Source organism: Kribbella kalugense (genome assembly GCF_004365875.1).
Lineage (GTDB): Bacteria > Actinomycetota > Actinomycetes > Propionibacteriales > Kribbellaceae > Kribbella > Kribbella kalugense.
In genome coordinates, this window is the sequence record NZ_SODF01000003.1 from 51,054 (window position 1) to 72,639 (window position 21,586).

22 protein-coding genes are annotated in these 21,586 nt (G+C 67.8%); 8 read left to right on the forward strand and 14 right to left on the reverse strand.

Going from position 1 to position 21,586, the window contains the following annotated elements:
* Positions 1-8: 8 nt before the first annotated feature.
* The 4 genes from EV650_RS31525 to hppD form a co-directional block, all read right to left on the reverse strand.
* Positions 9-608 (reverse strand): hypothetical protein, encoded by a 600-nt coding sequence (locus EV650_RS31525; RefSeq protein WP_134122823.1) that lies wholly within the window; start codon positions 606-608, stop codon positions 9-11.
* A gap of 135 nt (positions 609-743) precedes the next feature.
* Positions 744-2,120: an FAD-binding oxidoreductase gene (locus EV650_RS31530; RefSeq protein ID WP_134122824.1), complete on the reverse strand. Its 1,377-nt coding sequence runs from the start codon at positions 2,118-2,120 to the stop codon at positions 744-746.
* A 62-nt stretch (positions 2,121-2,182) separates the two neighbouring features.
* Entirely contained in the window at positions 2,183-2,665 is a 483-nt protein-coding gene (locus EV650_RS31535) for a DUF2690 domain-containing protein (RefSeq protein ID WP_134122825.1), read from the reverse strand.
* Between the two features lie 151 nt (positions 2,666-2,816).
* Positions 2,817-4,019, reverse strand: coding sequence for a 4-hydroxyphenylpyruvate dioxygenase (gene hppD, locus EV650_RS31540; RefSeq protein ID WP_134122826.1), 1,203 nt, complete (start codon positions 4,017-4,019; stop codon positions 2,817-2,819).
* 150 nt (positions 4,020-4,169) lie between these two features.
* Between hppD and EV650_RS31545 the strand changes: the two genes are divergently transcribed.
* Positions 4,170-4,640: an Lrp/AsnC family transcriptional regulator gene (locus tag EV650_RS31545; protein WP_134122827.1), complete on the forward strand. Its 471-nt coding sequence runs from the start codon at positions 4,170-4,172 to the stop codon at positions 4,638-4,640.
* Here EV650_RS31545 and EV650_RS31550 read toward each other — a convergent pair.
* The gene (locus tag EV650_RS31550) at positions 4,637-5,281 is read right to left on the reverse strand and encodes an IclR family transcriptional regulator (RefSeq protein ID WP_130444922.1); all 645 of its coding nucleotides are present in this window, start codon (positions 5,279-5,281) and stop codon (positions 4,637-4,639) included. The two genes, EV650_RS31545 and EV650_RS31550, sit on opposite strands and share 4 nt — an antisense overlap.
* A gap of 55 nt (positions 5,282-5,336) precedes the next feature.
* Here EV650_RS31550 and EV650_RS31555 point away from each other — a divergent pair, with 55 nt between their 5' ends.
* Positions 5,337-6,086 carry a hypothetical protein gene (locus EV650_RS31555; protein WP_238174601.1) on the forward strand — a complete coding sequence of 250 codons (750 nt, stop codon included), beginning with the start codon at positions 5,337-5,339 and terminating at the stop codon, positions 6,084-6,086.
* On the opposite strand, the gene EV650_RS31560 is transcribed toward EV650_RS31555, so the two are convergent.
* Both EV650_RS31560 and EV650_RS31565 read right to left on the reverse strand, forming a co-directional pair.
* Positions 6,083-7,315 carry an MFS transporter gene (locus EV650_RS31560; protein WP_202875133.1) on the reverse strand — a complete coding sequence of 411 codons (1,233 nt, stop codon included), beginning with the start codon at positions 7,313-7,315 and terminating at the stop codon, positions 6,083-6,085. The genes EV650_RS31555 and EV650_RS31560 overlap by 4 nt on opposite strands.
* A 28-nt stretch (positions 7,316-7,343) precedes the next feature.
* Complete coding sequence (locus tag EV650_RS31565) at positions 7,344-8,105, reverse strand: phytanoyl-CoA dioxygenase family protein (protein ID WP_134122829.1); 762 nt, start codon at positions 8,103-8,105, stop codon at positions 7,344-7,346.
* Between the two features lie 119 nt (positions 8,106-8,224).
* Here EV650_RS31565 and EV650_RS31570 point away from each other — a divergent pair, with 119 nt between their 5' ends.
* Entirely contained in the window at positions 8,225-8,863 is a 639-nt protein-coding gene (locus EV650_RS31570) for a helix-turn-helix domain-containing protein (protein WP_134122830.1), read from the forward strand.
* A 48-nt stretch (positions 8,864-8,911) separates the two neighbouring features.
* The gene (locus tag EV650_RS31575; RefSeq protein WP_134122831.1) at positions 8,912-9,460 is read left to right on the forward strand and encodes an NUDIX hydrolase family protein; all 549 of its coding nucleotides are present in this window, start codon (positions 8,912-8,914) and stop codon (positions 9,458-9,460) included.
* Between the two features lie 3 nt (positions 9,461-9,463).
* Here EV650_RS31575 and EV650_RS31580 read toward each other — a convergent pair whose 3' ends face one another.
* Positions 9,464-10,192, reverse strand: a complete 729-nt coding sequence (locus tag EV650_RS31580) for an SDR family oxidoreductase (RefSeq protein ID WP_134122832.1) — start codon at positions 10,190-10,192, stop codon at positions 9,464-9,466.
* 102 nt (positions 10,193-10,294) lie between these two features.
* On the opposite strand from EV650_RS31580, the gene EV650_RS31585 reads away from it, so the two are divergent.
* The gene (locus tag EV650_RS31585; RefSeq protein ID WP_134122833.1) at positions 10,295-11,131 is read left to right on the forward strand and encodes a helix-turn-helix transcriptional regulator; all 837 of its coding nucleotides are present in this window, start codon (positions 10,295-10,297) and stop codon (positions 11,129-11,131) included.
* 52 nt (positions 11,132-11,183) lie between these two features.
* The gene (locus tag EV650_RS31590) at positions 11,184-11,942 is read left to right on the forward strand and encodes a glycoside hydrolase family 16 protein (protein ID WP_134122834.1); all 759 of its coding nucleotides are present in this window, start codon (positions 11,184-11,186) and stop codon (positions 11,940-11,942) included.
* An 80-nt stretch (positions 11,943-12,022) separates the two neighbouring features.
* Here EV650_RS31590 and EV650_RS31595 read toward each other — a convergent pair whose 3' ends face one another.
* Positions 12,023-15,355, reverse strand: a complete 3,333-nt coding sequence (locus tag EV650_RS31595; protein ID WP_134122835.1) for a CARDB domain-containing protein — start codon at positions 15,353-15,355, stop codon at positions 12,023-12,025.
* Between the two features lie 160 nt (positions 15,356-15,515).
* Positions 15,516-17,315 carry a DEAD/DEAH box helicase gene (locus EV650_RS31600; RefSeq protein WP_134122836.1) on the reverse strand — a complete coding sequence of 600 codons (1,800 nt, stop codon included), beginning with the start codon at positions 17,313-17,315 and terminating at the stop codon, positions 15,516-15,518.
* 140 nt (positions 17,316-17,455) lie between these two features.
* Between EV650_RS31600 and EV650_RS31605 the strand changes: the two genes are divergently transcribed.
* Positions 17,456-17,722 (forward strand): DUF3039 domain-containing protein, encoded by a 267-nt coding sequence (locus EV650_RS31605; RefSeq protein WP_134122837.1) that lies wholly within the window; start codon positions 17,456-17,458, stop codon positions 17,720-17,722.
* Positions 17,723-17,724: 2 nt separating this feature from the next.
* Here the strand turns inward: EV650_RS31605 and EV650_RS31610 are convergent, their stop codons facing one another.
* From EV650_RS31610 to EV650_RS31620, 3 genes are read right to left on the reverse strand one after another with little or no spacing between them, the layout of a single operon-like run.
* Complete coding sequence (locus tag EV650_RS31610; protein WP_134122838.1) at positions 17,725-18,282, reverse strand: YqgE/AlgH family protein; 558 nt, start codon at positions 18,280-18,282, stop codon at positions 17,725-17,727.
* A gap of 7 nt (positions 18,283-18,289) precedes the next feature.
* Positions 18,290-18,658: a VanZ family protein gene (locus EV650_RS31615; RefSeq protein WP_238174603.1), complete on the reverse strand. Its 369-nt coding sequence runs from the start codon at positions 18,656-18,658 to the stop codon at positions 18,290-18,292.
* An 8-nt stretch (positions 18,659-18,666) separates the two neighbouring features.
* The gene (locus tag EV650_RS31620; protein ID WP_134122839.1) at positions 18,667-20,094 is read right to left on the reverse strand and encodes an NAD-dependent malic enzyme; all 1,428 of its coding nucleotides are present in this window, start codon (positions 20,092-20,094) and stop codon (positions 18,667-18,669) included.
* A gap of 55 nt (positions 20,095-20,149) precedes the next feature.
* Between EV650_RS31620 and EV650_RS31625 the strand changes: the two genes are divergently transcribed.
* Positions 20,150-20,458 carry a hypothetical protein gene (locus tag EV650_RS31625; RefSeq protein ID WP_134122840.1) on the forward strand — a complete coding sequence of 103 codons (309 nt, stop codon included), beginning with the start codon at positions 20,150-20,152 and terminating at the stop codon, positions 20,456-20,458.
* On the opposite strand, the gene EV650_RS31630 is transcribed toward EV650_RS31625, so the two are convergent.
* Positions 20,436-21,581, reverse strand: coding sequence for a CaiB/BaiF CoA transferase family protein (locus EV650_RS31630; RefSeq protein ID WP_134122841.1), 1,146 nt, complete (start codon positions 21,579-21,581; stop codon positions 20,436-20,438). The genes EV650_RS31625 and EV650_RS31630 overlap by 23 nt on opposite strands.
* Between the last annotated feature and the right edge of the window lie 5 nt (positions 21,582-21,586).

Sequence of the window (21,586 nt, forward strand, 5' to 3'; positions counted from 1 at the left end):
CAGTCTCCCTACTGGTCCGTCGAGCTCACCTTGATCATCTGCCGACCGTTCCAACGGTAGACCTCGACCCGTCGGCCCGACGGGCAGCAGACCGGGTCGTTGATCGTAAAGATCTTCGACTCGACCACCAGGTTCCCATCGGGGCTGGCGTTCACGGTCGGTTGCTCGACGTTCAGGTTCCAGATCGGTCGCGGGCCCGAGGGCTCCACGGCGATCAGGAAGATACCGAAGACGAACTTCTCCAAGGTGTGGAGCAGGACGATCTGCTGAGGTGTACCGCTGTGTAATACATCAACGGTCTTACCCCTGCTGAGGCAACGCGAAATCACGGTGCAATTCGAAAGTACTGTCCGCGCGTAGCTGGACAGGTGCTGATCGGCGAGCAATCTGACCCGGACCTTGGCCAGGTCGACGGCCACCTCGGGGGTGCGTTCGGGGGTCGTCGGGGTGCCATTGGTGCCCAGGACAACCGATGGCGTCGGGGTCGACGGGGGCGGCGATTCGGGGCCTTCGACCCGCAGTCCGCCGCCGTTCGCACACCCGGAGAGCGCCGCCAGCGCGGCGAAAGCCGTCACGGCAGGCAGCACGGTACGGCGCCACAGACCCATCGGGCGCCTCCTACCCTGCATCCAGTCCCCCCGCGAGTTCAGACAACTACCTTCCATAGTGCTGGGCCGACGTCACATTCGACGGGCACGGACGTCGAGCGGCCGCGACAGTTCTATTGCGGTTGGATCACAGCCTCACCCGGCGACGATCTTGCCGGGATTGAGCAGGTTTTTCGGGTCCAGCGCGTTCTTGATCGCCCGGTGTACGTCGAGCGCGACCGGGCCGATCTCCTCGGCCAGCCAGGTCCGCTTCAGCAGCCCGACCCCGTGCTCGCCGGTGATGGTGCCGCCGAGCTCCAGCCCGATCTCCATCACCCGGTCGAACGCGACCTGGGCCCGCTCGGCCTGCGCCGGATCGGTCTGGTCGAAGACCACCGTCGGGTGCATGTTGCCGTCGCCGGCGTGACCAAGAACACCGATGGTGATGTCGAGCTCCGCCGACAGCTCCTCGATCCGGCCGATGAACTCCGCCAGCCGCGACCGGGGTACGGCGACGTCGTCGATCATCGTCGTACCGAGCTCCTCCAACGCGGTCAGCGCGGCCCGGCGGCCCTCAAGCAGCAGCTCGCCCTCGGCGTCGTCGTCGGCCTCGATGCACTCCAGCGCGCCGTGGTCGCGGCACAGCTTGGCCACCGCGGCGATATCGGCCGCGCCCGCTTCACCGCCGGCATCGGACTGCGCGATCAGCATCGCGGCCGCGTCGTCCGGCAGGTCCATCCGCTTGTACTTGTTCACCGCGCGGATCGTGGTCCGGTCCATGATCTCCAGCAGGCTGAGCGAGACGCCGCTGCGGATGATCTCCAGGATCGCGTTGCCGGCCTCGACGCCGGAGCCGAACAGGGCCGCCATCGTCCGCGGCTTAGCGGCCTGCGGTCGCAGCGCGAGGGTCGCCTCGGTGATGATGCCGAGCGTGCCTTCGCTGCCGACGATCAGCTTGGCCAGGTCGTACCCGGCGACACCCTTCACGGTCTTCCGGCCGGTCCGCAGTACCCGGCCGTCGGCGAGCACGACCTCCAGGCCGAGCACGTAGTCCGTGGTCACGCCGTACTTCACGCAGCACAGGCCGCCCGAGTTCGTGGACAGGTTGCCGCCGATCGAGCAGAACTCCCAGCTGGACGGGTCCGGCGGGTAGAACAGCCCGTGCTCGGCCACCGCGCGGGAGAGGACCGCGTTGTAGACGCCCGGCTGCGTGACGACGTACCGGTCGATCGGCTCGATGGCCAGGATGCGGTCCATCTTCTCCAGCGAGATGACGATGCAGCCGTCGAGCGCGTTGGCGGCGCCGGACAGCCCGGACCTCGCACCCTGCGGCACGATCGGTACGCCGGCCTCGGCCGCGATCCGCACCGTCGCCTGGACGTGCGCGGTCTCCCGGGCCAGTACGACGGCAAGTGGTATCCCGGCCGGGCAGAACATCGCCCGGTCGTACCGGTAGCTCTCCATCCGGTCCGGATCGGTCACCAGCGCTTCGGGCGGAAGCACCTTGCGCAACTGCTCGACAACCTCACTCATAGTGCGAGCCTATGCACTACTGCGCAGTACTGTGCACCCCTCCGGCGTCGCCGTGAGACAGCTCAGCGGGTGCGCTTGGTGGCATTCTCCGAGATCTCCTGGTAGCCGCCGCCGTAGTTGTGGTACTCCCGGCCGATCGCGGCGAACGTGATACTCCCGCTCGTCGCCTTGACCTTCGGAGTCCGGCAGGTGCGCTGGCCCTGGATCACCGACCCGTTGCCGCCGCTGCTGTCGCAGCTGAGCACCCGGCCGTCGTTGCCGCCGCCGTACTGCACCAGGAAGGCGTTGGCCTTCGCGTTGGCCACCAGCGGCGACGCCATGGTGATCTCGGCCCAGTACTGCGAACAACCGTCCCGGACGAGCCGGATCGTGCCCCAGCTCGGCGGCTGGTGATCACGCAGCATCGGCGCCGATGAGATGGACCTCGCACCAGAGCAGCTGGCGGCCGTGGAGTCCACAGCGGCCTCGGCAGGTACGGCGGAAAGGGCGATCACGCCCACCCCAGCCAGACCCGCGGTGCTGAGCAGAATGCCCAGAGTCTTCATGACGAAACCCTTCCTGAGTGCACGCCCCGACGCACACTCAGGAAGGCACACTACGCGAACGGAGCCTGCCCGGACAGTCATTCCGGTAATCGGACGACGACACGCCGTGTTCAGTTGCACCGGGCAAGGTTCTCGGCGTCGGCGCCCCGGCTCAGAGGTTGCCGCGACGCTCTTGTTCGCGCTCGATGGCCTCGAACAGGGCCTTGAAGTTGCCCTTGCCGAAGCCGAGCGAGCCGTGCCGCTCGATCAACTCGTAGAACACCGTCGGCCGGTCGCCGATCGGGGCGGTGAAGATCTGCAGCAGGTAGCCGTCCTCGTCGCGGTCGACCAGGATGCCACGCGACTGCAGGTCCTCGATCGGCACGCGTACGTTGCCGATCCGGGCCCGCAGCTCCGGGTCCTCGTAGTACGAGTCGGGCGTGTTGAGGAACTCGACGCCGTTGGCCCGCATGATGTCGACGGTGCGCAGGATGTCGTTGGTCGCGAGCGCGATGTGTTGCGCGCCGGCGCCGTCGTAGAACTCCAGGAACTCGTCGATCTGTGACTTCTTCTTCGCCACGGCCGGCTCGTTCAGCGGGAACTTGACCCGGTGGTTGCCGTTGGCGACGACCTTGCTCATCAGCGCCGAGTAGTCGGTGGCGATGTCGTCACCGATGAACTCCGCCATGTTCACGAAGCCCATCACTTTGTTGTAGAAGGCAACCCACTCGTCCATCTTGCCGAGCTCGACGTTGCCGACGACGTGGTCGACCGCCTGGAACAGCCGCTTCGGGTGACCCTCGGGCCGGGTGACCCGGGTGGTCGCCTCGATGAACCCGGGCAGGTACGGGCCGTCGTACTTGCTCCGGTCGATCAGCGTGTGCCGGGTGTCGCCGTACGCCGCGATGGCGGCCCGGCGGATCGTGCCGTGCTCGTCGGTGACGTCGTTCGGCTCCTCGAGTACGACGGCGCCGACCTTGCGGGCGTGCTCGATGCACTTGTCCACGTCCGGCACCTCGAGCGCGATGTCAGACACGCCGTCGCCGTGCTTGCGGTGGTGATCGAGCAACGGGCTCTTCGGGCTGACTCCGCCGCTGATGACGAAGCGGGCCGAGCCGGCCTTGAGGACGAACGACTTGCTGTCCTTGCTGCCGGTCTCGGGACCGGAGTACGCGACCAGGTCCATGCCGAACGCGAGCTGGTACCACTTCGCGGTCTGGGTCGCGTTGCCCACGATGAAGACCAGGGCATCCATCGAGGTGACCGGGAACGGGTCGGTGCTCTCGTCGTACGGCACCAGGCCGACGAGCTGCTTCAGCTGGTCGAGGTCGAGATCGGCGTCGAGCTCTGCGGGTGTGAGGTCGGTGCTGGTCATCGGGGTCCTCCCGGGTCGGGTACGTGCACCGAGCCTCGCGGGAGGGCGACAGGTTGTGCAACAGTTCGTTATTTCATCGAACAGGTTGCATAGTATTCTGGCAACTTCACTGGACTATTTGGTCAGGCTGACTATTGACGGAGGGGTCCTATGTCAGTGGACGCTTTGGACGCCCGGATCCTGGGGTTGTTCGCGGCCGAGCCGCGGGTGGGCGTGCTGGAGGCGTCCCGGCGGCTGGGGGTCGCGCGCGGCACAGTGCAGGCGCGGCTCGACCGGTTGCAGCGCGACGGCGTGGTCCGCGGCTGGGGTCCGGACGTCGACACGACGGCGATCGGCTACCCGGTGACGGCGTTCGCGACCCTCCAGATCGAGCAGGGCTCGGGCCACACGACGGTTGCGGAGGCGCTGGCCCGCATCCCCGAAGTACTCGAGGTCCACACGATCACCGGCGCGGAGGACTTGTGGTGCCGCATCGTGGCCCGCTCGAACGCCGACCTCCAACGCGTCATCGACCAGGTAGTCAAAGTCCGAGGCATCCAACGCGCCTCCACCGTCATCGCCCTGGCCGAGCAGATCCCCCACCGGGTGATGCCTTTGGTAGAAGCAGCCACCAAGAACTAGGCGAGGCGTTTGGCTACTTCTACTGCGGCTCGGGCTACTCGGGGGCCCACGAAGTCTCGGTCCAGTTTGCCTAGGACTACTACGCCGATGGAGGCTTCGACGCCTGGTACGCCGAGGACCGGGGACGAGACGCCTTGGGCGCCGGCCTGCAACTCCCCCGACGTGACGACGAAGGGGCGGCCGGCGGGGTCGGGTTTGCGACGTCCGGCCAGGATCGCCTTGCCTGCTGCACCCTGGTCGAGCGCGTGCCGGGAACCCATCCGGTAAGACACGTGGAAGTCGGTCCAGCTCGGCTCGATGACGGCGATGGCGAGCGCTTCCTCCCCGTCCGCGACGGTCAGGTGCGCGGTGGCACCGGTGTCTTCGGCGAGCGAACGCAGTACCGGAAGTGCGGCGTCACGCAGCGTGGGCTGCACACGCCGGCTGTAGTGCAGTACGGCGAGACCGAGCCGGGCTCGTCCCTCGCTGTCGCGACGCACCAGCCGATGCAGCTCGAGCGTGTTCACCAGGCGGTACACGACTGTCCGGCTGACTCCCAGCGCCGCGGCGAGCTCAGTGATGGAGAGCCCGTCCGGAGCGTCCGCCAGCAACTCGAGGACCGTCAGTCCTCGGTCAAGCGTCTGCGAGGTTTCAGCTGGCACCTTGAAAGAGTATCCGGTAATCGGGCGCGGCCCGATGGCCCCGTATCTTGCTTCCGTGCGAAATTACTGGTCGCTGCTCCCCGCCGTCCTCGCGGTCGTCGTGCTGATCCTGGTCTATGCCATTCCGACCTTGATCAATCCGCAGTGGACCAGCTCGATCATGGCCATGTTCCGCACCGCGCCGACTCCGGCCGACGCGACCACGGAAGAGGCCGAGCGGGCGGCCGGCGTCCTCGGCCCGAAGCAGCGGAAGTCCCGCCGGATGCTCGCCATCGCGCTCATCGTCGGCGCGCTGATCATGGTCGGCTTCAACATCTCGTTCAACCGCGAGGCGGTCGGCTGCTACAAGGCCGCCAAGGCGTTCGGGGCGATCGACGGCCCGGACACCAAGGACCCGTGCATCGACATGGTCTTCGGCACCTTCCTCGGCGACGGCAAGGGCACCGCCATAGAGAAGACCCCGCAGCCCGTGCAGTACTACCAGCTGATCAAGGGCAAGAAGCCGAAGTACCTGAAGTGGATCCAGAACGCTCCGAAGTACGACGAGTACGACATGGTGATCGGGACCGGCCTGTCCTGTTCCAGCGATCTCCGGGTCGAGGAGCAGGAGGACAAGGTGCTGGTGTTCGTCGACGTCGACTCGCCGTGCCCGCCGGACAGCAACGCTTCGCTGACCCCGTTCAAGCTCAAGAAACCGCTGGGTGACCGCAAGATGGTGACCGTCGGCGACAAGCCGATGACCGAGATCAACCCGGACATGGACTCCTGGTTCACCGTGATCAAGAAGCTCGCGACCGGCGGCTAACTCAGAGCGCGCGTCTGCGAGTCGTACTCCCGGAACGGCCGGTTCCGCGCCAGCAGGATGAACAGGCCGGTGATACAGACCGCCGCGCCACCGAGCAGCGCGATGGTCGGGCTGGTCAGCGACGCCGTCGTACCCGCGACGAAGTCACCGAGCCGCGGTCCACCGGCCACGACCACGATGAACACCCCTTGCAGTCGCCCGCGCATCGCGTCCGGCGCCGCGGACTGCAGCACGGTGTTCCGGTACGCCGAACTGACCATGTCCGCCGCACCCGACATCGCGAGCAGAGCCACCCCGAGCCAGATGGTCCGGGACAATCCGAAAAGCCCGACGGCCGCGGCGTACGCCGTGATCGCGAGCACGATCGCGACCCCTTGCCTACGGACCCGGGTCACCCAGCCGGAGAAGATCACCCCGATCAGCGCGCCGATCGCGGGCGAGGCCTGCAACAGACCGACCGTCCGTACGCCGCCACCGAAGAACGCGCCCGCCACCGCGGGGAACAACGCCCGCGGCTGCGCGAACACCATCGCGAGAATGTCGGCCAGGAACGTCGCCAGCAGCGCCGGCGCGGCCCGCAGGAACGTGAACCCCTCCAGCACCGACCGCAGCCCGGCCCGCCGGATCGCGCCGGTCGGCGGCACCGCCGGCAGCCGGAACAGCGCGTACAGCGCCGCGGTGAACGTGATCACGTCGACCAGGTACGCCGCCGCGAATCCGTGCCAGGCGATCACCGCCGCACCGAGCAGCGGTCCGGCGGTGAAGCCCAGGTTGAACGCGGCCTGGCTGAGCGTGTTCGCGGCCGGCAGTAACTCCGGCCGGATCAGCCGCGGGATGATCGCGGACCGCGCCGGGTTGTTCACCGCGAAACAGGCCGACTGACACGCCACGACGGCGTACAGCACCCAGACCCGACCCCAGTCGAGGTGCGACTGCACCACCAGGACCATCGACAGCAGCCACAGCCCGGTCGACGAGACCAGCGAGAGGGTACGTCGATCGATCGCGTCGGCCATCGCCCCGCCGTACAGCCCGAAGACGATCAGCGGGACCAGCGAGAACAACCCGACCAGCCCGACCGCGAACGTCGAATGTGTGATCGCGTAGACCTGGATCGACACCGTCACCGCGGTCATCTGCTGGCCGAGCTGCGACACCGTCGACCCGATCCACAACCGCCGGAAATCGGCCGACTCGCGCAGCGGACGGATGTCGGTGAGCAGACGCACGATGACAACTTATGCCACGTTGTAAATCTCAGACTGTGGGGAACAGCTCATGGTCGAGTGGTTCGCCAACCGTAAGCCCGAGGCCGTCGGTGACCACGTGACCGACGCCGGTGTACGTCGCCTCCGCGTCGAAGTAGATGTTGACGTGCGCGATCCGCGGGTCGTCGGTGAGGTTCGGCGTCGCCGAGTGCGCGAGGTACGCGTTGTGGAAGGTGCAGTCGCCGGCCTGCAGCGGGATCGTCAGCCGCTCCTCCCAGCGCAGGTCGGGCGCGGCACGAAACATGTCGTCGCGGTCGGACAGGTCCTGGCTGCGCAGGTTCTGATGGTCCTGCGAGCCCGGGATGAACGTCATGCACCCCTTCTCGACCGGTACGTCGACCAGCGCGATCCAGGCCGACAGCGACGCCCGCGACCCGGCGTGCGGCCAGTACGGTGCGTCCTGGTGGAACTCGGTCGCGGCACCGTTGTGCGGCGGCTTGATCAGCAACTGGTCGTGCCAGATCCGCAGCGGTACTCCGGCCAGCGCGGTCGCCGCCGCGGCGAGCCGTGGGTCCAGGGTGAGCTCCCGCAGTACGTCGTTCTGCTGCCAGACGTTGACGTACTGGTTGAAGATCTTCGACTCCTTGTACAGGTCGTCGGCTCCCGCGGTCCACTCGGCCGCGGCGTCGCGGAACCGGGCCGCCTCGTCGCGGCTGATGATGTTCTTGATCCGGACCACGCCGTCATGACGGTAGGCCGAAATGGTCTCTTCGTCGAGCGTGACGGGTGCCGTAGGGTCGGTCGTGGTCATCGGCGTACTCCTCGGATTCCTGTGGTCTGGAAGGTGTTTCCAGCCTCCCGGCTGGCCGGCTCCGGGGACAGGCAGTGGTTGACCAGGACTTGACCGATCTTGACCTCCTGGAGGTTCGGATGCACAAGATGCTGAGCAGCGAGGTCTTCCCGGACCCGCGGTTGCCGGTCGCGGGCGAGCGGATCGAGGTCGTCGCCGACGTGGCGCCGCACAGTCACGCGTTCTTCGAGATCGCGGTCGTGGTCGCCGGGCGCGGTACGCACGTCTCGGCAGCCGGCGAGGTGGAGCTGCAGCCGGATTCGGTCGTGGTACTGCGACCTGGCGAGTGGCACGGGTACACCCGCTGCGAGGGCCTCGTGGTGCGGAACGCGTACCTCGGACCGGACGTGTTCGGACTGCTCTCCGGCGCACTCGTCCCAGGCGCGCGGGGTCCTGCTCATCCGGCAGTGCAGCACGCGATGCGGCTGCTCGAGTCCGACCTCGCCGAGCCCTGGACGCTCGAACGGCTGGCGGCGCTCGTCAACCTCGCGCCCGGCTACCTGATTCGCCTCTTCGGCAAGTCGGTCGGCATGTCACCGATGGCGTACCTGAACCGGATCCGGGCCGAGCGGGCGGCTGGTCTGCTGATCGAGACCGAGCTCCCGATCGCGACCATCGGCGCGACGGTCGGCTGGCTCGACCCCAGCCACGCCACCCGCCGCTTCCGCTCGACCTTCGGCCTCAGCCCGTCGGAGTACCGCTCGACCTTCCGGCCCTAGCCCCGCCCAGTTAGCACCCGGTTTCGGGTCGTAAGCAAAGATGTGTTCATGACCTCGTCGCTGCAAACGCCTGACCCGAATCCCGGTTGGCTGTCCGAGTTCGCGCTTGCCGAGACCCGGACCCGAGTCCCGATCCTGTACGTCGAGGCCGTCCCGGCCCGGGTCGACGCTCTGGGTCAGATCGAGCACATCGGAGTCCTGCTGCGGACCTCGGCCGCGACCGGCGAGATCATCCGCACGCTGGTCTCCGGCCGGGTCATGCACAACGAGTCGATCCGGGACGCGCTGCAGCGCAACATCGAGAAGGACCTCGGCCCGGCCGCGTTCCCCCGGCTGCCCGCGACGCTGGTTCCGGTCACGATCGCGGAGTACTTCCCGTTCCCCGGTATGACGCCGCTGCACGACCCGCGCCAGCACGCGGTCGCGCTCGTGTACGTCGTCCCGGTGACCGGCGAGTGCAACCCGCGGCAGGACGCCCTCGAGCTGACCTGGCTGACGCCGGAGGAGGCCCTCGCCCCGAGCCTCCTCAACGACCTCGAAGGCGGCCGCGGCCAGCTCCTCAAACAAGCCCTCGCCTGGTCCGGCGCCATCGTCTGACGATCACCAGGGCAGGCGGCCTTCCTCGGCGTACACGTGGCCGGTCGGGCCGTCGGCGTCCAGTGTGGCGAGCCCGACCGCGACCGCCGCACCTTGCGCGGGTGTGCGCGCGGCGCTCCACCCACCCATGTCGGTTGCGCAGTTGCCGGGATCCGCGCCGTTGACCAGGATGCCCGTGTCGCGCAGTTCGTTGGCGAGCATGACCGTGACCATGTTCACCGCCGCCTTCGACGCGTTGTAGCCCAGCGTCAGCACCGTCGACATCCGCGACTCCGGATCCCCGACCTGCTCGAACGACGCCAGCGAAGTCGACAGGTTCACGACCCGCGCCCGCTCCGCCTTCCGCAACAACGGCAGAAACGCCTGCGTGACCGCGACCAGCCCGAACACATTGGTCTCGAACGCCGCCCGCAGTACCCCGTCCTGGATCCCCAACACCCCATCGTCCCCCTCGGGAATGATCGCGGCGTTGTTGATCAACACCTCGAGCTGGCCGTACGCCGCTTCGACCCGCCCGGCCGCCCCCCGTACAGACGCCGCGTCCGTCACCTCCAACTGGATGCCGACGGCATCGATGCCATCAGCAACCAGCTCCTTCACCGCCACCTCACCACGCCCGACGTCCCGTGACCCGACCAGCACAGTGAACCCGGCCTGCCCGAGCTGCCGAGCGATCTCCTTGCCGATGCCTTTGTTGGCGCCCGTGACGAGCGCGACCCTGTTCGTGTTCATGCCGACCAGGCTCGCCCGATCCAGCGAAGCCAGGCAGAGTCGGCTGAGGCTGGGATCGCCAGTCCCTGGTTAGACCCGGAGCCGGGCTGCGATCCTAGGACCGTGGATCGGGACGGACTGGCGGAGTTCTTGCGGGTACGACGGGAGTCGTTGCAGCCGGCCGATGTCGGCCTGCCCGCCGGACTGCGCCGTCGCACACCCGGGCTGCGCCGCGAAGAGGTTGCGAGCCTCGCGACCATGTCAACCGACTACTACACCCGCCTCGAACAGGCCCGCGGCCCGCGCCCGTCCCGCCCAGTCCTTACCGGGCTGGCCCGAGCTCTGCGGTTGTCCGACGACGAGCGCGCTCACCTGTTCCGACTGGCCGGCGAGCAGCCCGGTCCCCCGCCCGGACCACCTGCCGACGTGCGGTCCGGCGTACTGCGGATGCTCGCGCGGCTCGACGTACCCGGGCTGGTCCTGGACGCGAAGTACGACGTACTCGCGTGGAACCCATTGGCCGCGGCGTTGATCACGGACTTCTCCGCCGTACCGCTGCGGGAGCGGAATCTGCTGCGCTTGCGGTTCCTGACCGATCGGCAGGCGCAGCTGTTCGGCGAGGAAGCGACCAGGGAGTTCGCGCGCGAGGTGGCGGCCGACCTGCGGGCGGCGACCAGCACGTACCCGGACGATCCAGAGATCGCCCGACTGGTGCGCGATCTGCTGGACGGCAGTCGGGAGTTCGCGGAGATCTGGGCGCGGCACGAGGTCGCGCGGCAGCAGTCGCTGTGCCAGACGGTCTTCCATCCGCAGGTCGGGCGGATCGACGTGGTGTGCGAGGTACTCGTGGTCCCGGAGCGGGATCAGCGGGTGGTGCTCTACACCACCGAGCCCGGATCGGAGTCCGACCAGGCGATCCGGCTGCTGGACGTGATCGGCACCCAGCAGTTGACAACCTGAGCCCAGTCAAGCGACTGTTTGATCCGTTGGTTTCCGACGGAAGGCTTAGCTGATGCGTAAGTTACTTACTGCTCTGGTCGTGCTCGGTCTGCTCGTCGTGCCCCTCCGGGCCGCCGACGCCACCGAGGTGGCCGCGCCCGGCAAACTGGTGTTCGCGGACGAGTTCGACGGTACGGCGATCGACCGGACGAAGTGGGCGATCCACTCGAACGCGGAATCCGACGACTGCCTCGGCAACAAGGGCAACCAGCAGCTCGAGTGGCACACGTGGGACGCGCTATCGGTGAGCGACGGACTGCTGACGATGACGGCGCGGAAGAACAACCCGGCGCCGGGCTACGACTGGTCCGGCGCGCTGATCACGACCGGTCAGGCCTGCGGTCATGAGCCGTCGCAGTCGTTCGCCGTACAACCCGGTGACTACATCGAGACCCGGCTGAAACTCCCGTCGGACAAGGGTTTCTGGCCGTCGACCTGGACCTGGAACGGCAACGGTTCCAACGAACAGGACACCTACGAGTTCTACAGCGACAACCATCAGGCGCTCTACCTGACCAACCACCAGTCGGGCGGCGGCAGCTGCCCCTACGAGTCCCCCACCGATCTCACCACCGCTTGGCACACCATCGCCGAACAGGTCGGACCGGACCAGACTGTTTGGTACCTCGACGGCAAGGAGGTCTGCCGCCAGGGCGCGTACACCGGGACCGGCGACGCGCTGATCCTGGACCTGTTCGTGTACGGGAAGATCCCGCCGACGGTCAGCACCGGATCGATGCAGATCGACTACGTCCGGGTCTATCGCCCGTAAAAGCTGAGGCCCCGCACCTCGGGCGGAGTGCGGGGCCTCGGGGAACACACCGGGCGGGGCTGGATGCCCGGTGCGGGTGGCTACTGCCCGGTGAACGTGAAGCTCGAGCCGGGTTCCTTGAGGATGTCGCCGTCGCGGGAGTTCGTGATGGTGACGTTGGAGAGCGTTGCGCTGCCGCGCGCTCCGCCCATGGCGAGGATTCCGGAGCCGTTGTTGGACTTGTCGATGTGAATGTTGGTGAGGGCAACGTTCGGCATCTCACCGCCGCCGGTCTTGAACTGGATCCCGTCGTACGTCGAGTCGTAGATGTCGGTGTCGCGGATCGTGACGCCGGTGATCGGAAGGTTCGACGGGAAGAGCGTGATCGCGCCGAACTCCTGCGCCTCGCCCCAGAACACCCCGCCGCACCGGTAGAGCGCGTTGTTCGCGATCGTCGTCGTACCCGTGAACGGCAGCGGGTCGTGGTCGGTCGCGAGCATGATGCCCGGGTAGTTCATCGTGTCGTAGATCAGGTTGTTCTCGATCTTGTTGCCGTAGCCCCCGTAGATCGCGATCCCATTGGCGCGCCAAGGCAACTGAACGGTGTTGTTGGTGAACGAGTTGTCGTGGCCGATGTCGACGGACTGGTCCTTCACGTACTTGCTCGCCCAGACAGCCATCGAGTCGTCGCCGGTCGTACGAAAGGACGAGTTGAAGACCTTCGAGTTGCGGGCTCCGTTGGTGAGGTTGATGCCGTCGGCATACGTGTCCCGGATCCGCATCCCGCTGAACTCGAGCCCGTCGGCCGGGCCCCACAGATCCGGGATGTTGTCGTAGTCGCGACCGACCCAGACACCGACGTTCGAATGTTCGATCCAGACGTTGCTGATCTTGGTCCCGGTGCCGAACCGGCCGTTCAGCGCGACACCGCCCTCGGCGTTGCCGTCGCCGCCACGGATCCGGCCGGAGCCGAAGATCGCGATGTCCGAGATCTGCACGTTCTTGTCGATGTCGAAGCCGAAGTTGCCTTCGTGCGGATGGTTGATGCCGCCCGCGTTCTGCGGCTCGATCGTCGAGTACAGCTGCGAGTACCACATGCCGGCGCCGCGGATCGTGGTGTTGCTGATCCCGACCTGGTTGTACTGCCCACGGTTCAGCGGGTCGTCGGTGAGGATCTTCTTCTCCTGCCGCCACTGGCCTTCCGGGATCCAGACGCAGCTGATCACGCCGTTCTGGTCGTCGGTCACGGCCCGCTGGATCGCGTCGGCGTCGTCGATGCCGTCGTTCGGCACCGCGCCGTACTGCGTGATCGACGTACAGCCGGCCGGTTGCGACAGAGCCGGCGCGACCTGCTCCAGGTCGACCATGTCGATGATGTAGTACGACGCCGTGTCGCCGGAGTCGCGTTGCAGGCGGAACGTGGTGCCGGCCGGGTACGACGTACCGAGCAAGGCGTGCGACTCGTCGAAGAGCCGGCGCGCGTCGCCGCCGGGAGTGTTGGTGAGCCCTTCGGGTGCGTCGGTGTTGCCGTAGAGCCAGCTGTTGTGGGACGACAGGTTCAGCTTCTGCTTGAACGTGCCGTTGACGTACAGGCTGATCGTTGCCTGGATCCCCTGTCCGTCGGCGGAGTCCGGGATCGAGTTGCGGACGACGATCGAGTTGGTCGGCACGGTCGAGCTGAACTCGACGTACTGCCCGCTCGAGTTCAGCCGGACCGACTGGCGGCCGGACGACTCGGTGGCGAAGTTGGTGTGGCCGAAGGTCCGGGTCGCGTCGGCCGTGAGCAGGGTGCCGGTGTAGTTGCCGGCCTCGGCTTCGTACGACGTGAACGGTACGGCGGCGCCGCGGCCGACGACGATCGACTTGGTGAAGACGTTGTTGGATTCGTTGGTCTCGGCAACGGTATTGGTGGAGTCGGCGGTCGCGGTCAGGGTCGCGCCGCCGTTGGTCGCGGTCCAGGTTCCGCTGATCGCAACGTTGCCGGTGGCACCGGCTGCGATCGACGCAGTGTTGCCAGTCAGCGTGGCAGTGCCGACGGCCAGCTTGGTGACACTCGCGGCAGATGCCGTCGTACCTCGGTTGTTGACGGCAACGGTGAAGGAGACCTGTGTGCCGGGTGCCGGGTTGGCGGGGTTGGAGGTGATCCCGATGACCTGGAGGTCGGGGCCGGGCGCTTGGGCGACTGCGAGTTGGGTGGGTGACTGGAGGGTGTTGTTGTCGTCGCTCTGCTCGACGATCGCGTTGGTCGGATCGGCGACGGCGGCAACGGTGTAGTTGCCTTCGGCATGCGTTCCGGTGTCGGCGGTGACCGTGGCGGACGCGCCGGCGGCGAGGGCTCCGACGGAGGCGGTGCCGGCTGTGCTGCCGTTGAGGAGGAAGTTCAGGCTGCTTGCCGGGGCGGCCGCGGTGCCGTTGTTCTTGACGGTCGCGGACAGGGTGATCGGCGTGGTCTCGGTCGGGCTGGCCGGGGTCCAGTCGACACTCGTGACAACGAGGTCGGGGTTGGGTGCCGCCGTACCGAAGACCTGGAGCTCGGCGACCTGGCCGCCGGGTGCGCCGGTGTTGCTGAAGACCTGCAGCCGGAGGTCGGCGTACCGGCCGGTGACCGGGATCGTGACCGTGTTCTGGTTGGCCGATGGGTCGAACTGGTAGTCGGTCCGGGCCACTACCGAGGTGAACGTTGTGGCGGACTGTTCGCGGCCGAGGACCTCGATGCTCTGGGTGCGAGCGCCCCAGGCCGAGTCTGGGTTGAGTTTGACGACGACCGAGCTGAGGTCGGCGTTCGAGCCGAGCTTGACGGTGAGCGTCGACGGGAAGCCGTTGGACTCCCAGTAGGTGCCGACGTTGCCGTCGTTCGCGTTGGTTGCGACGAAGCCGAACACCGAACCGGACGCCTCGATCGCCTTGCCGGCGGCGAGGTCGGTGCCGCTCGGAGGATCGACTGTCCCGCCACCAGGCCCGGCCAGCTCGAACTCCGACAGCTGCGCGGCCGGCCACTCCGTGTTCGCCGTGAAGGTCAGGCGGACGTAGCGCGCGGCGGTGTTGGTGAAGTTGATCGTGACGACGTTCGTCCCGCTGAAGGAGTACGCCGTACTGCTGACGAGCGTGGTGAACGACGAGCCGTTCGCGCTGCCTTGGACGGTCAGCGTCTGGCTCCGCGGGCCCCAGGACCCGGGGAGCTTCAGGGTGACCTGGTTGACGTCCTTCGTCGCGCCGAGGTCGGCCTGGATCCACTGCGGGAAGGCGTTGTTGTTGCTCTCCCAGTAGGTGTTCTGGTTGCCGTCGCCGGCGTTGCCGCTCGGGTACGCACCGAGCGAACTGCTGGCGGACAGGGTCTTGGTGAGGGTGGCGGCGGAGGCTGTCGGGACGGACAGCAGGCCGGTGGTGATGAGGACGGCGGTAAGCAGCAGCCGTAGAAGCGTCTTCCGATGCATTGGTCCTCCGTCGGGGCGGTGGGAGGTGAGCTAATTGCATGAGATTGATGATTTTTTGCAGCTCAGTACCGCGAAGCTTGCAGCACTCGTCGCAGCAGGTCAACACTTCGCCACCCACAGAAATCACCCCGCCCTGGATCCCAAGGACGGAGGGCAGAACTCAAGCGCGGCGCTGGGTAGCCCAATCGCGGATGAGCTCGATCCGCTCCTTCAGCTGGAGGGAGGAAGCGTGCGCGGCGGCAGGCCCGCCGAGTTTGCGGCGGAGGTCGTTGTGGATCACGCCGTGGGGCTGGCCCGTCCGGTGATGCCAGGCGGCGACCAGGCCGTTCAGCTCGCGGCGGAGCAGGGCGATCTGCTCGTGGGTCGCCAGCTCGGTCGGCGTCGGGTCCTCACGGTCGCTGGTCGTCCGGGAGGACTTCTTCTGCGCGGCCAGCGACTTCTGCTGGCGTTTGTGCAGCAGCTCCCGCACCTGGTCCGGCTCCAGCAGACCCGGCAGCCCGAGGAAGTCCAGCTCCTCGTCCGACGCGTTGTCGCCGCCGGTCCCGTAGTCGCCGCCGTCGAACACCACCCGGTCGAAGCTCGCGTCCGATCCGAGCGCCTCGAAGTTGCCCTCGAGCTCGTCGCTGGCGCCCTCGGTCTGGTTCGCCTGCTTCAGCAGGTCGTCCTCGAGCGCGAAGATGTCGCCGTCCTCGTTGCTGTTCTTCCGCCCGAGGACGTGGTCGCGCTCGACCTCCATCTCGGCCGCGAACCCGAGCAGCCGGGTCACCGACGGCACGAACACCGACGCCGTCTCACCCCGCTTCCGGGCCCGCACGAACCGCCCGACCGCCTGCGCGAAGAACAGCGGCGTCGAGGTCGGCGTCGCGTACACACCAACCGCGAGCCGCGGTACGTCGACCCCCTCGGAGACCATCCGTACGGCGACCATCCACCGCGAGTCTCCCTCGGAGAACTTCGCGATCTTCTTGCTCGCCGCCTTCTCGTCGGACAGGACGACGGTCGGCGCCTCGCCGGTGAGCTCCCGCAAGGTCTTCGCATACGCACGGGCCGTGTTCTGGTCACCCGAGATCACCAGGGCGCCGGCGTCCGGCATGTGCCGCCGTACCTCGGTCAGCCGCTTGTCGGCGGCGGCCAGGACGGCCGGCATCCACTCGCCGGCCGGGTCCAGCGCGGTCCGCAGCGCCTGCGCGGTCAGGTCCTTGGTCAGCGGCTCACCCAGTCGGGCCGCGACCTCGTCACCGGCCTTGGTCCGCCACCGCATCTCCCCGGAATACGACATGAAGATGACCGGGCGTACGACGTGATCCGCCAGCGCGTGGCCGTACCCGTAGGTGAAGTCCGCCTTGCTCCGGGACGCGCCGTCATGACTGTCTTCGTACGTGACGAACGGGATCGGGTTGTCGTCGCTGCGGAACGGCGTACCGGTCAGGCAGAGCCGGCGGGCCGCGGGCTCGAACGCCTCCCGGACTCCGTCACCCCAGCTGAGCGCGTCACCGCCGTGGTGCACCTCGTCCAGGATCACCAGAGTTTTGAACCGCTCGGTCCGGACCCGGAACGCGAGCGGGTTCACCGCGACGCCGGCGTACGTCACTGCGACGCCGGTGAAGTCTTTGTTGGTCTTGCCGCGCCGGCCGGCGAAGGCGGGGTCGATCGCGATCCCGGCCTTGTCGGCGGCGTCGGCCCACTGGACCTTGAGGTGCTCGGTCGGGGTGACCACGGTGATCCGGTCGATCAGACGCCGGTGCAGCAGCTCGGCGGCCACGGTGAGCGCGAACGTCGTCTTACCGGCGCCCGGTGTCGCCACCGCGAGAAAGTCCCGCGGCTGGCGGTCGAGATAGAGCTTGAGCGCCTCCGCCTGCCAGGCCCGCAGCTTGCTGGCGGTACCCCAGGCGGCACGGTCCGGATACGCCGGCGGGAGGACAGCTGGTCCCGTTGGCAGGCTCGAATCCACGGACGGCATACTCCCCCGTTAGTCGACTGTCGGCCGTGCAGGAACGTTACCTGACTTCGGCGGCAGATCCGACTCGCGTCGCTCGGGGTACGAGCGTTCTGTGCAAAAAGTTCCTGGATCGACTGGTGTGGCGGCCTACACTTTGGGTCATGAGTACTCAGCTGACCCCGGGCGCCGAGACCGTTGTCGACGAGCGGACCCAGCCGGCACCGGCCGAGCCCGGCGACCACGAGCGGTTCTCGCACTACGTGCCGAAAGAGAAGCTGACCGAGGCGATGGTGATGGGCACGCCGGTGGTGGCCCTCTGCGGCAAGGTGTGGGTGCCGAGCCGCGACCCGCAGCGTTTCCCGGTCTGTCCGGAGTGCAAGGAGATCTGGGCCTCGCTCAACCCGGGTGACGACGGCGGCGAGGAGTAGCCCTAGTTCTGGGTCGGATCGTCCGGGTACGTCGCGACGTACGCCATCTGATCGTTCTGGCGACGCAGGACCCGGCGCCACAGGGTGTCCGGGTCGTGGCCGAACACGTCCTCCGGCACCGACTCGACGACGTACCACGCGCCCTCGGCGATCTCACCCTCGAGCTGCCCGCTGGACCAGCCGGCGTACCCGGCGAAGATCCGCATCCGGGTGATCGCGCCCTCCAGCAGCACCGCGGGTACGTCGAGGTCGACCAGGCCGATCCGGCCGAAGCACTCCCGCCAGCCCGGCGGGTCGGTGGACTCGAGCACCTCGGCGACGGCCAGCGCGCTGTCGGTGCCGACCGGACCGCCCATGAACAGGACGCCGGGCTCGTCGACCGCGGTCGACCAGTCCGGCAGCACCCGGTCCACGGCCAGATCGGCCGCGCGGTTGATCACCACCCCGAGTGCGCCGTCGTCGTCGTGATCCAGCAGCAGGACCACCGACCGGCGAAAGGGCGGCTCGTCGAGCAACGGAGTCGCCACCAGCAGCGAACCGGTCAGGGTCGAGGCCGTCATACGTCCATCATGGCGTACGACGGTTCGCCCGGGACCCTAACCAAGCTCCCAATACGACCCCGGCGATGTCCGCGAGCGAGTCGAACGGGTCCCCGTCGCGCTGTGGCAGCAGCCAGTGCTGCACGAGCTCGCTGACCACGGCGTTCGCGACGAGTGCTCCGAGCAACCACCGCGCCGGCAGCCCGACCTTCAGGCCGGTGAACGCGACCGCCGCGAACAGGAAGCAGTGCGCGACCTTGTCGATCTGCGGGATCCCGACGTGCGGACCCGCCTCACGGGGTGAGTACACGCCGTACAGCTGCAAGGCCACGGCCGCGACGAACGCGATCCGCCAGAGCCAGACCTGCAGTCCAGACTTCTTTGTCTCTTCCGTCACCGGCACGGTCACGCCGGGGCGTCGTCCGGGTAGTTCTCGTGCGCCGGAGCCTTGCCGCCGGCTGCCTCCCGGACCGCGGCCGCGACCCTGGTGTGCACCTCCGGGTGGAAGACGCTCGGCACGATGTAGTCCGCGTTCAGCTCGTCGTCGGTGACGACACCGGCCAGCGCCTTCGCGGCCGCCAGCTCCATCTGGATCGACACCTTCGACGACTGTGCGTCGAGCAGACCGCGGAAGACGCCCGGGAAGACCAGCACGTTGTTGATCTGGTTCGGGAAGTCGCTGCGCCCGGTCGCCACCACGGCCGCGTGCTCGTGCGCCGCGACCGGATCGATCTCCGGGTCCGGGTTGGCCAGCGCGAAGACGATCGCGTCCTTGTTCATGGTGGCGATGTCGGCGCCGTCCAGAATGTTCGGCGCGGAGACGCCGATGAACACGTCCGCTCCGCTCAGCGCACCCTTGAGGTCGCCGCTGTACTTCGCCGCGTTGGTGTTCTCCGCGATCCAGCGCAGCTCCGGCGACAGCCCGTCGCGCTCGGTGTGGATGACTCCGGCGATGTCGGCGACGATCGTGTCGTTCACGCCGGCTTCGATCAGCAGCTTGAGGATCGCCGTACCGGCCGCACCCGCGCCGGACAGCACCACCCGGACCTCACTGATGTCCTTGCCGACCACCCGCAGCGCGTTGAAGAGCGCCGCCAGCACCACGACCGCCGTACCGTGCTGGTCGTCGTGGAAGACCGGGATGTCGAGCTCCTCGCGCAGCCGGGCCTCGATCTCGAAGCAGCGCGGCGCGGAGATGTCCTCGAGGTTGATCCCGGCGAACCCCGGCGCGATCGCCTTGACCACCTGGATGATCGCCTCGGGGTCCTGGGTGTCCAGGCACAGCGGCCAGGCGTCGATCCCGGCGAACCGCTTGAACAGCGCGGCCTTGCCCTCCATCACCGGCAGCGCGGCCTTCGGGCCGATGTTGCCCAGCCCCAGTACGGCGGAACCGTCCGTGACCACCGCGACGCTGTTGCGCTTGATCGTCAGCCGGCGCGCGTCCTCGGGGTTGGCCGCGATCGCCAGGCAGACCCGCGCGACACCCGGCGTGTAGATCATCGACAGATCGTCACGGTTGCGGATCGGGTGCTTCGCCTCCATCGAGATCTTGCCGCCGAGGTGCATCAGGAACGTCCGGTCCGAGACCCGGCCGATCTCGACGCCCGGTACGGCGCGCATCGCCTCGACCAGCCGGCCGGCGTGCTCGGTGTCGGCGGCCGCACAGGTGACGTCGATCCGCAGGCGCTCGTGGCCGGACGCGGTGACGTCGAGTGCGGTGACCAGACCGCCGGCCTGCTCGACCGCGGTCGTCAGCTTGCTCACCGTCGAGCCACCCGAAGGCACCTCGAGGCGAACGGTGATGGAGTACGAAACACTCGGCAAGGCAGTCACGCGGGTGATCCTCTCACGCTACTGGTAATGCCCTGAGGTTACGTACGTAAAGTGCATGACCGACAGCTGGGTAATCCATTACCCGACCGTCGACCCCGAGCCGGCCGCGCGGGTCCGGGCGGCCGCACCCGAGCTCGGCGACCAGCCGAGCGGCCCGCTCGCCGCCCGGGAGGCGACCGCGCATTTGGTTGCCCAGGGCTACGAGCGGATCGGCTGCATCACCGGACCAACCGGTGTAGCTGGAAAGGTGCGGACCGCCATGCATGCAGAACTGCCGATTGACGGCCGCGCTCAGGCTGGCGGCGTCGGTGATCCGGGGGTTCTGCATGCGTGGCGGTCCGCTACTCCTCCAGCCACTTCCTGACGGAGTCGTTGTGCTCGCCCAGCCGCGGCGGCGGGAGGTTGGTCTCGCGGGCGCCGGCGTACCGGTTCTCGTCGAAGCGGAGCGGCGGGCCAGGGAGCTGGATGGTGCCGAGGGTCGGGTGCTCTACGTCGATCAGCAGACCTTGTGAGAGGGTCTGCTCCCAGTCGTACACCTGCTGGAAGTCGCGGACCTTGCCGGCCGGAATCCCCTTGTCCGCAAGGCGTTGCAGCCACACATCGGCCGGCTCACTGGCGAACGCGGTCTCGATGGCGGCGGTCAACTCGTCGCGGTGAGCAACCCTGTCGGAGTTCACGGCGAAGCGTTCGTCCGCCGGATCCAGACCGACGATCGGGGCGAACAGTCGCCACAAACCTTCACTGCCGACCGCGACCTGCACGATGTCGTCCTGCGTGCGGTACAGCCCGTACGGCGCGATCTGCGCATGATGATTGCCGACCCGCTCGGGCAACTCGTGCGCGACCGTCCACTTCGTGCCGTGGAACGCGTGCACCCCGACGACCGACGCGAGCAGGCTGGTCCGCACCACGCGGCCCTTGCCGGTGATCGCTCGTTCGTGGAGTGCAGCCAGTGCGCCGTACGCGCCGTACATCCCGGCCAGCAGGTCGGCGATCGGCGCACCGACCTTGGTCGGCTCGGTCTCGCCGGTGATGCTCATCAGACCGCCTTCACCCTGGGCGATCTGGTCGTACCCGGCGCGCCCGCCTTCCGGCCCGTCGTGTCCGAACCCGGTGATCGACAAAATCACCAGGCCCGGGTTGATTTCGTGCAGTCGCTCGACGGCGAACCCGAGCCGGTCCAGCACGCCCGGCCGGAAGTTCTCGATCAGTACGTCGGCCCGCCGGACCAGCTTGGTCAGGAACTCCTTGCCCTCGTCCGACTTGAGGTCGGCCGTCACCGACTCCTTGTTCCGGTTCGCAGACAGGTAGTACGTCGACTCGCCCTCGACGAACGGCGGTCCCCAGCCGCGGCTGTCGTCGCCGCCGTTCGGGGTCTCGACCTTGATCACCCGCGCGCCCAGGTCCCCGAGCATCATCGCCGCATGTGGCCCGGCCAAGGCACGGGTCAGGTCCACGACCACGACGTCGGAGAGAAGGTTCTGCACGGGTC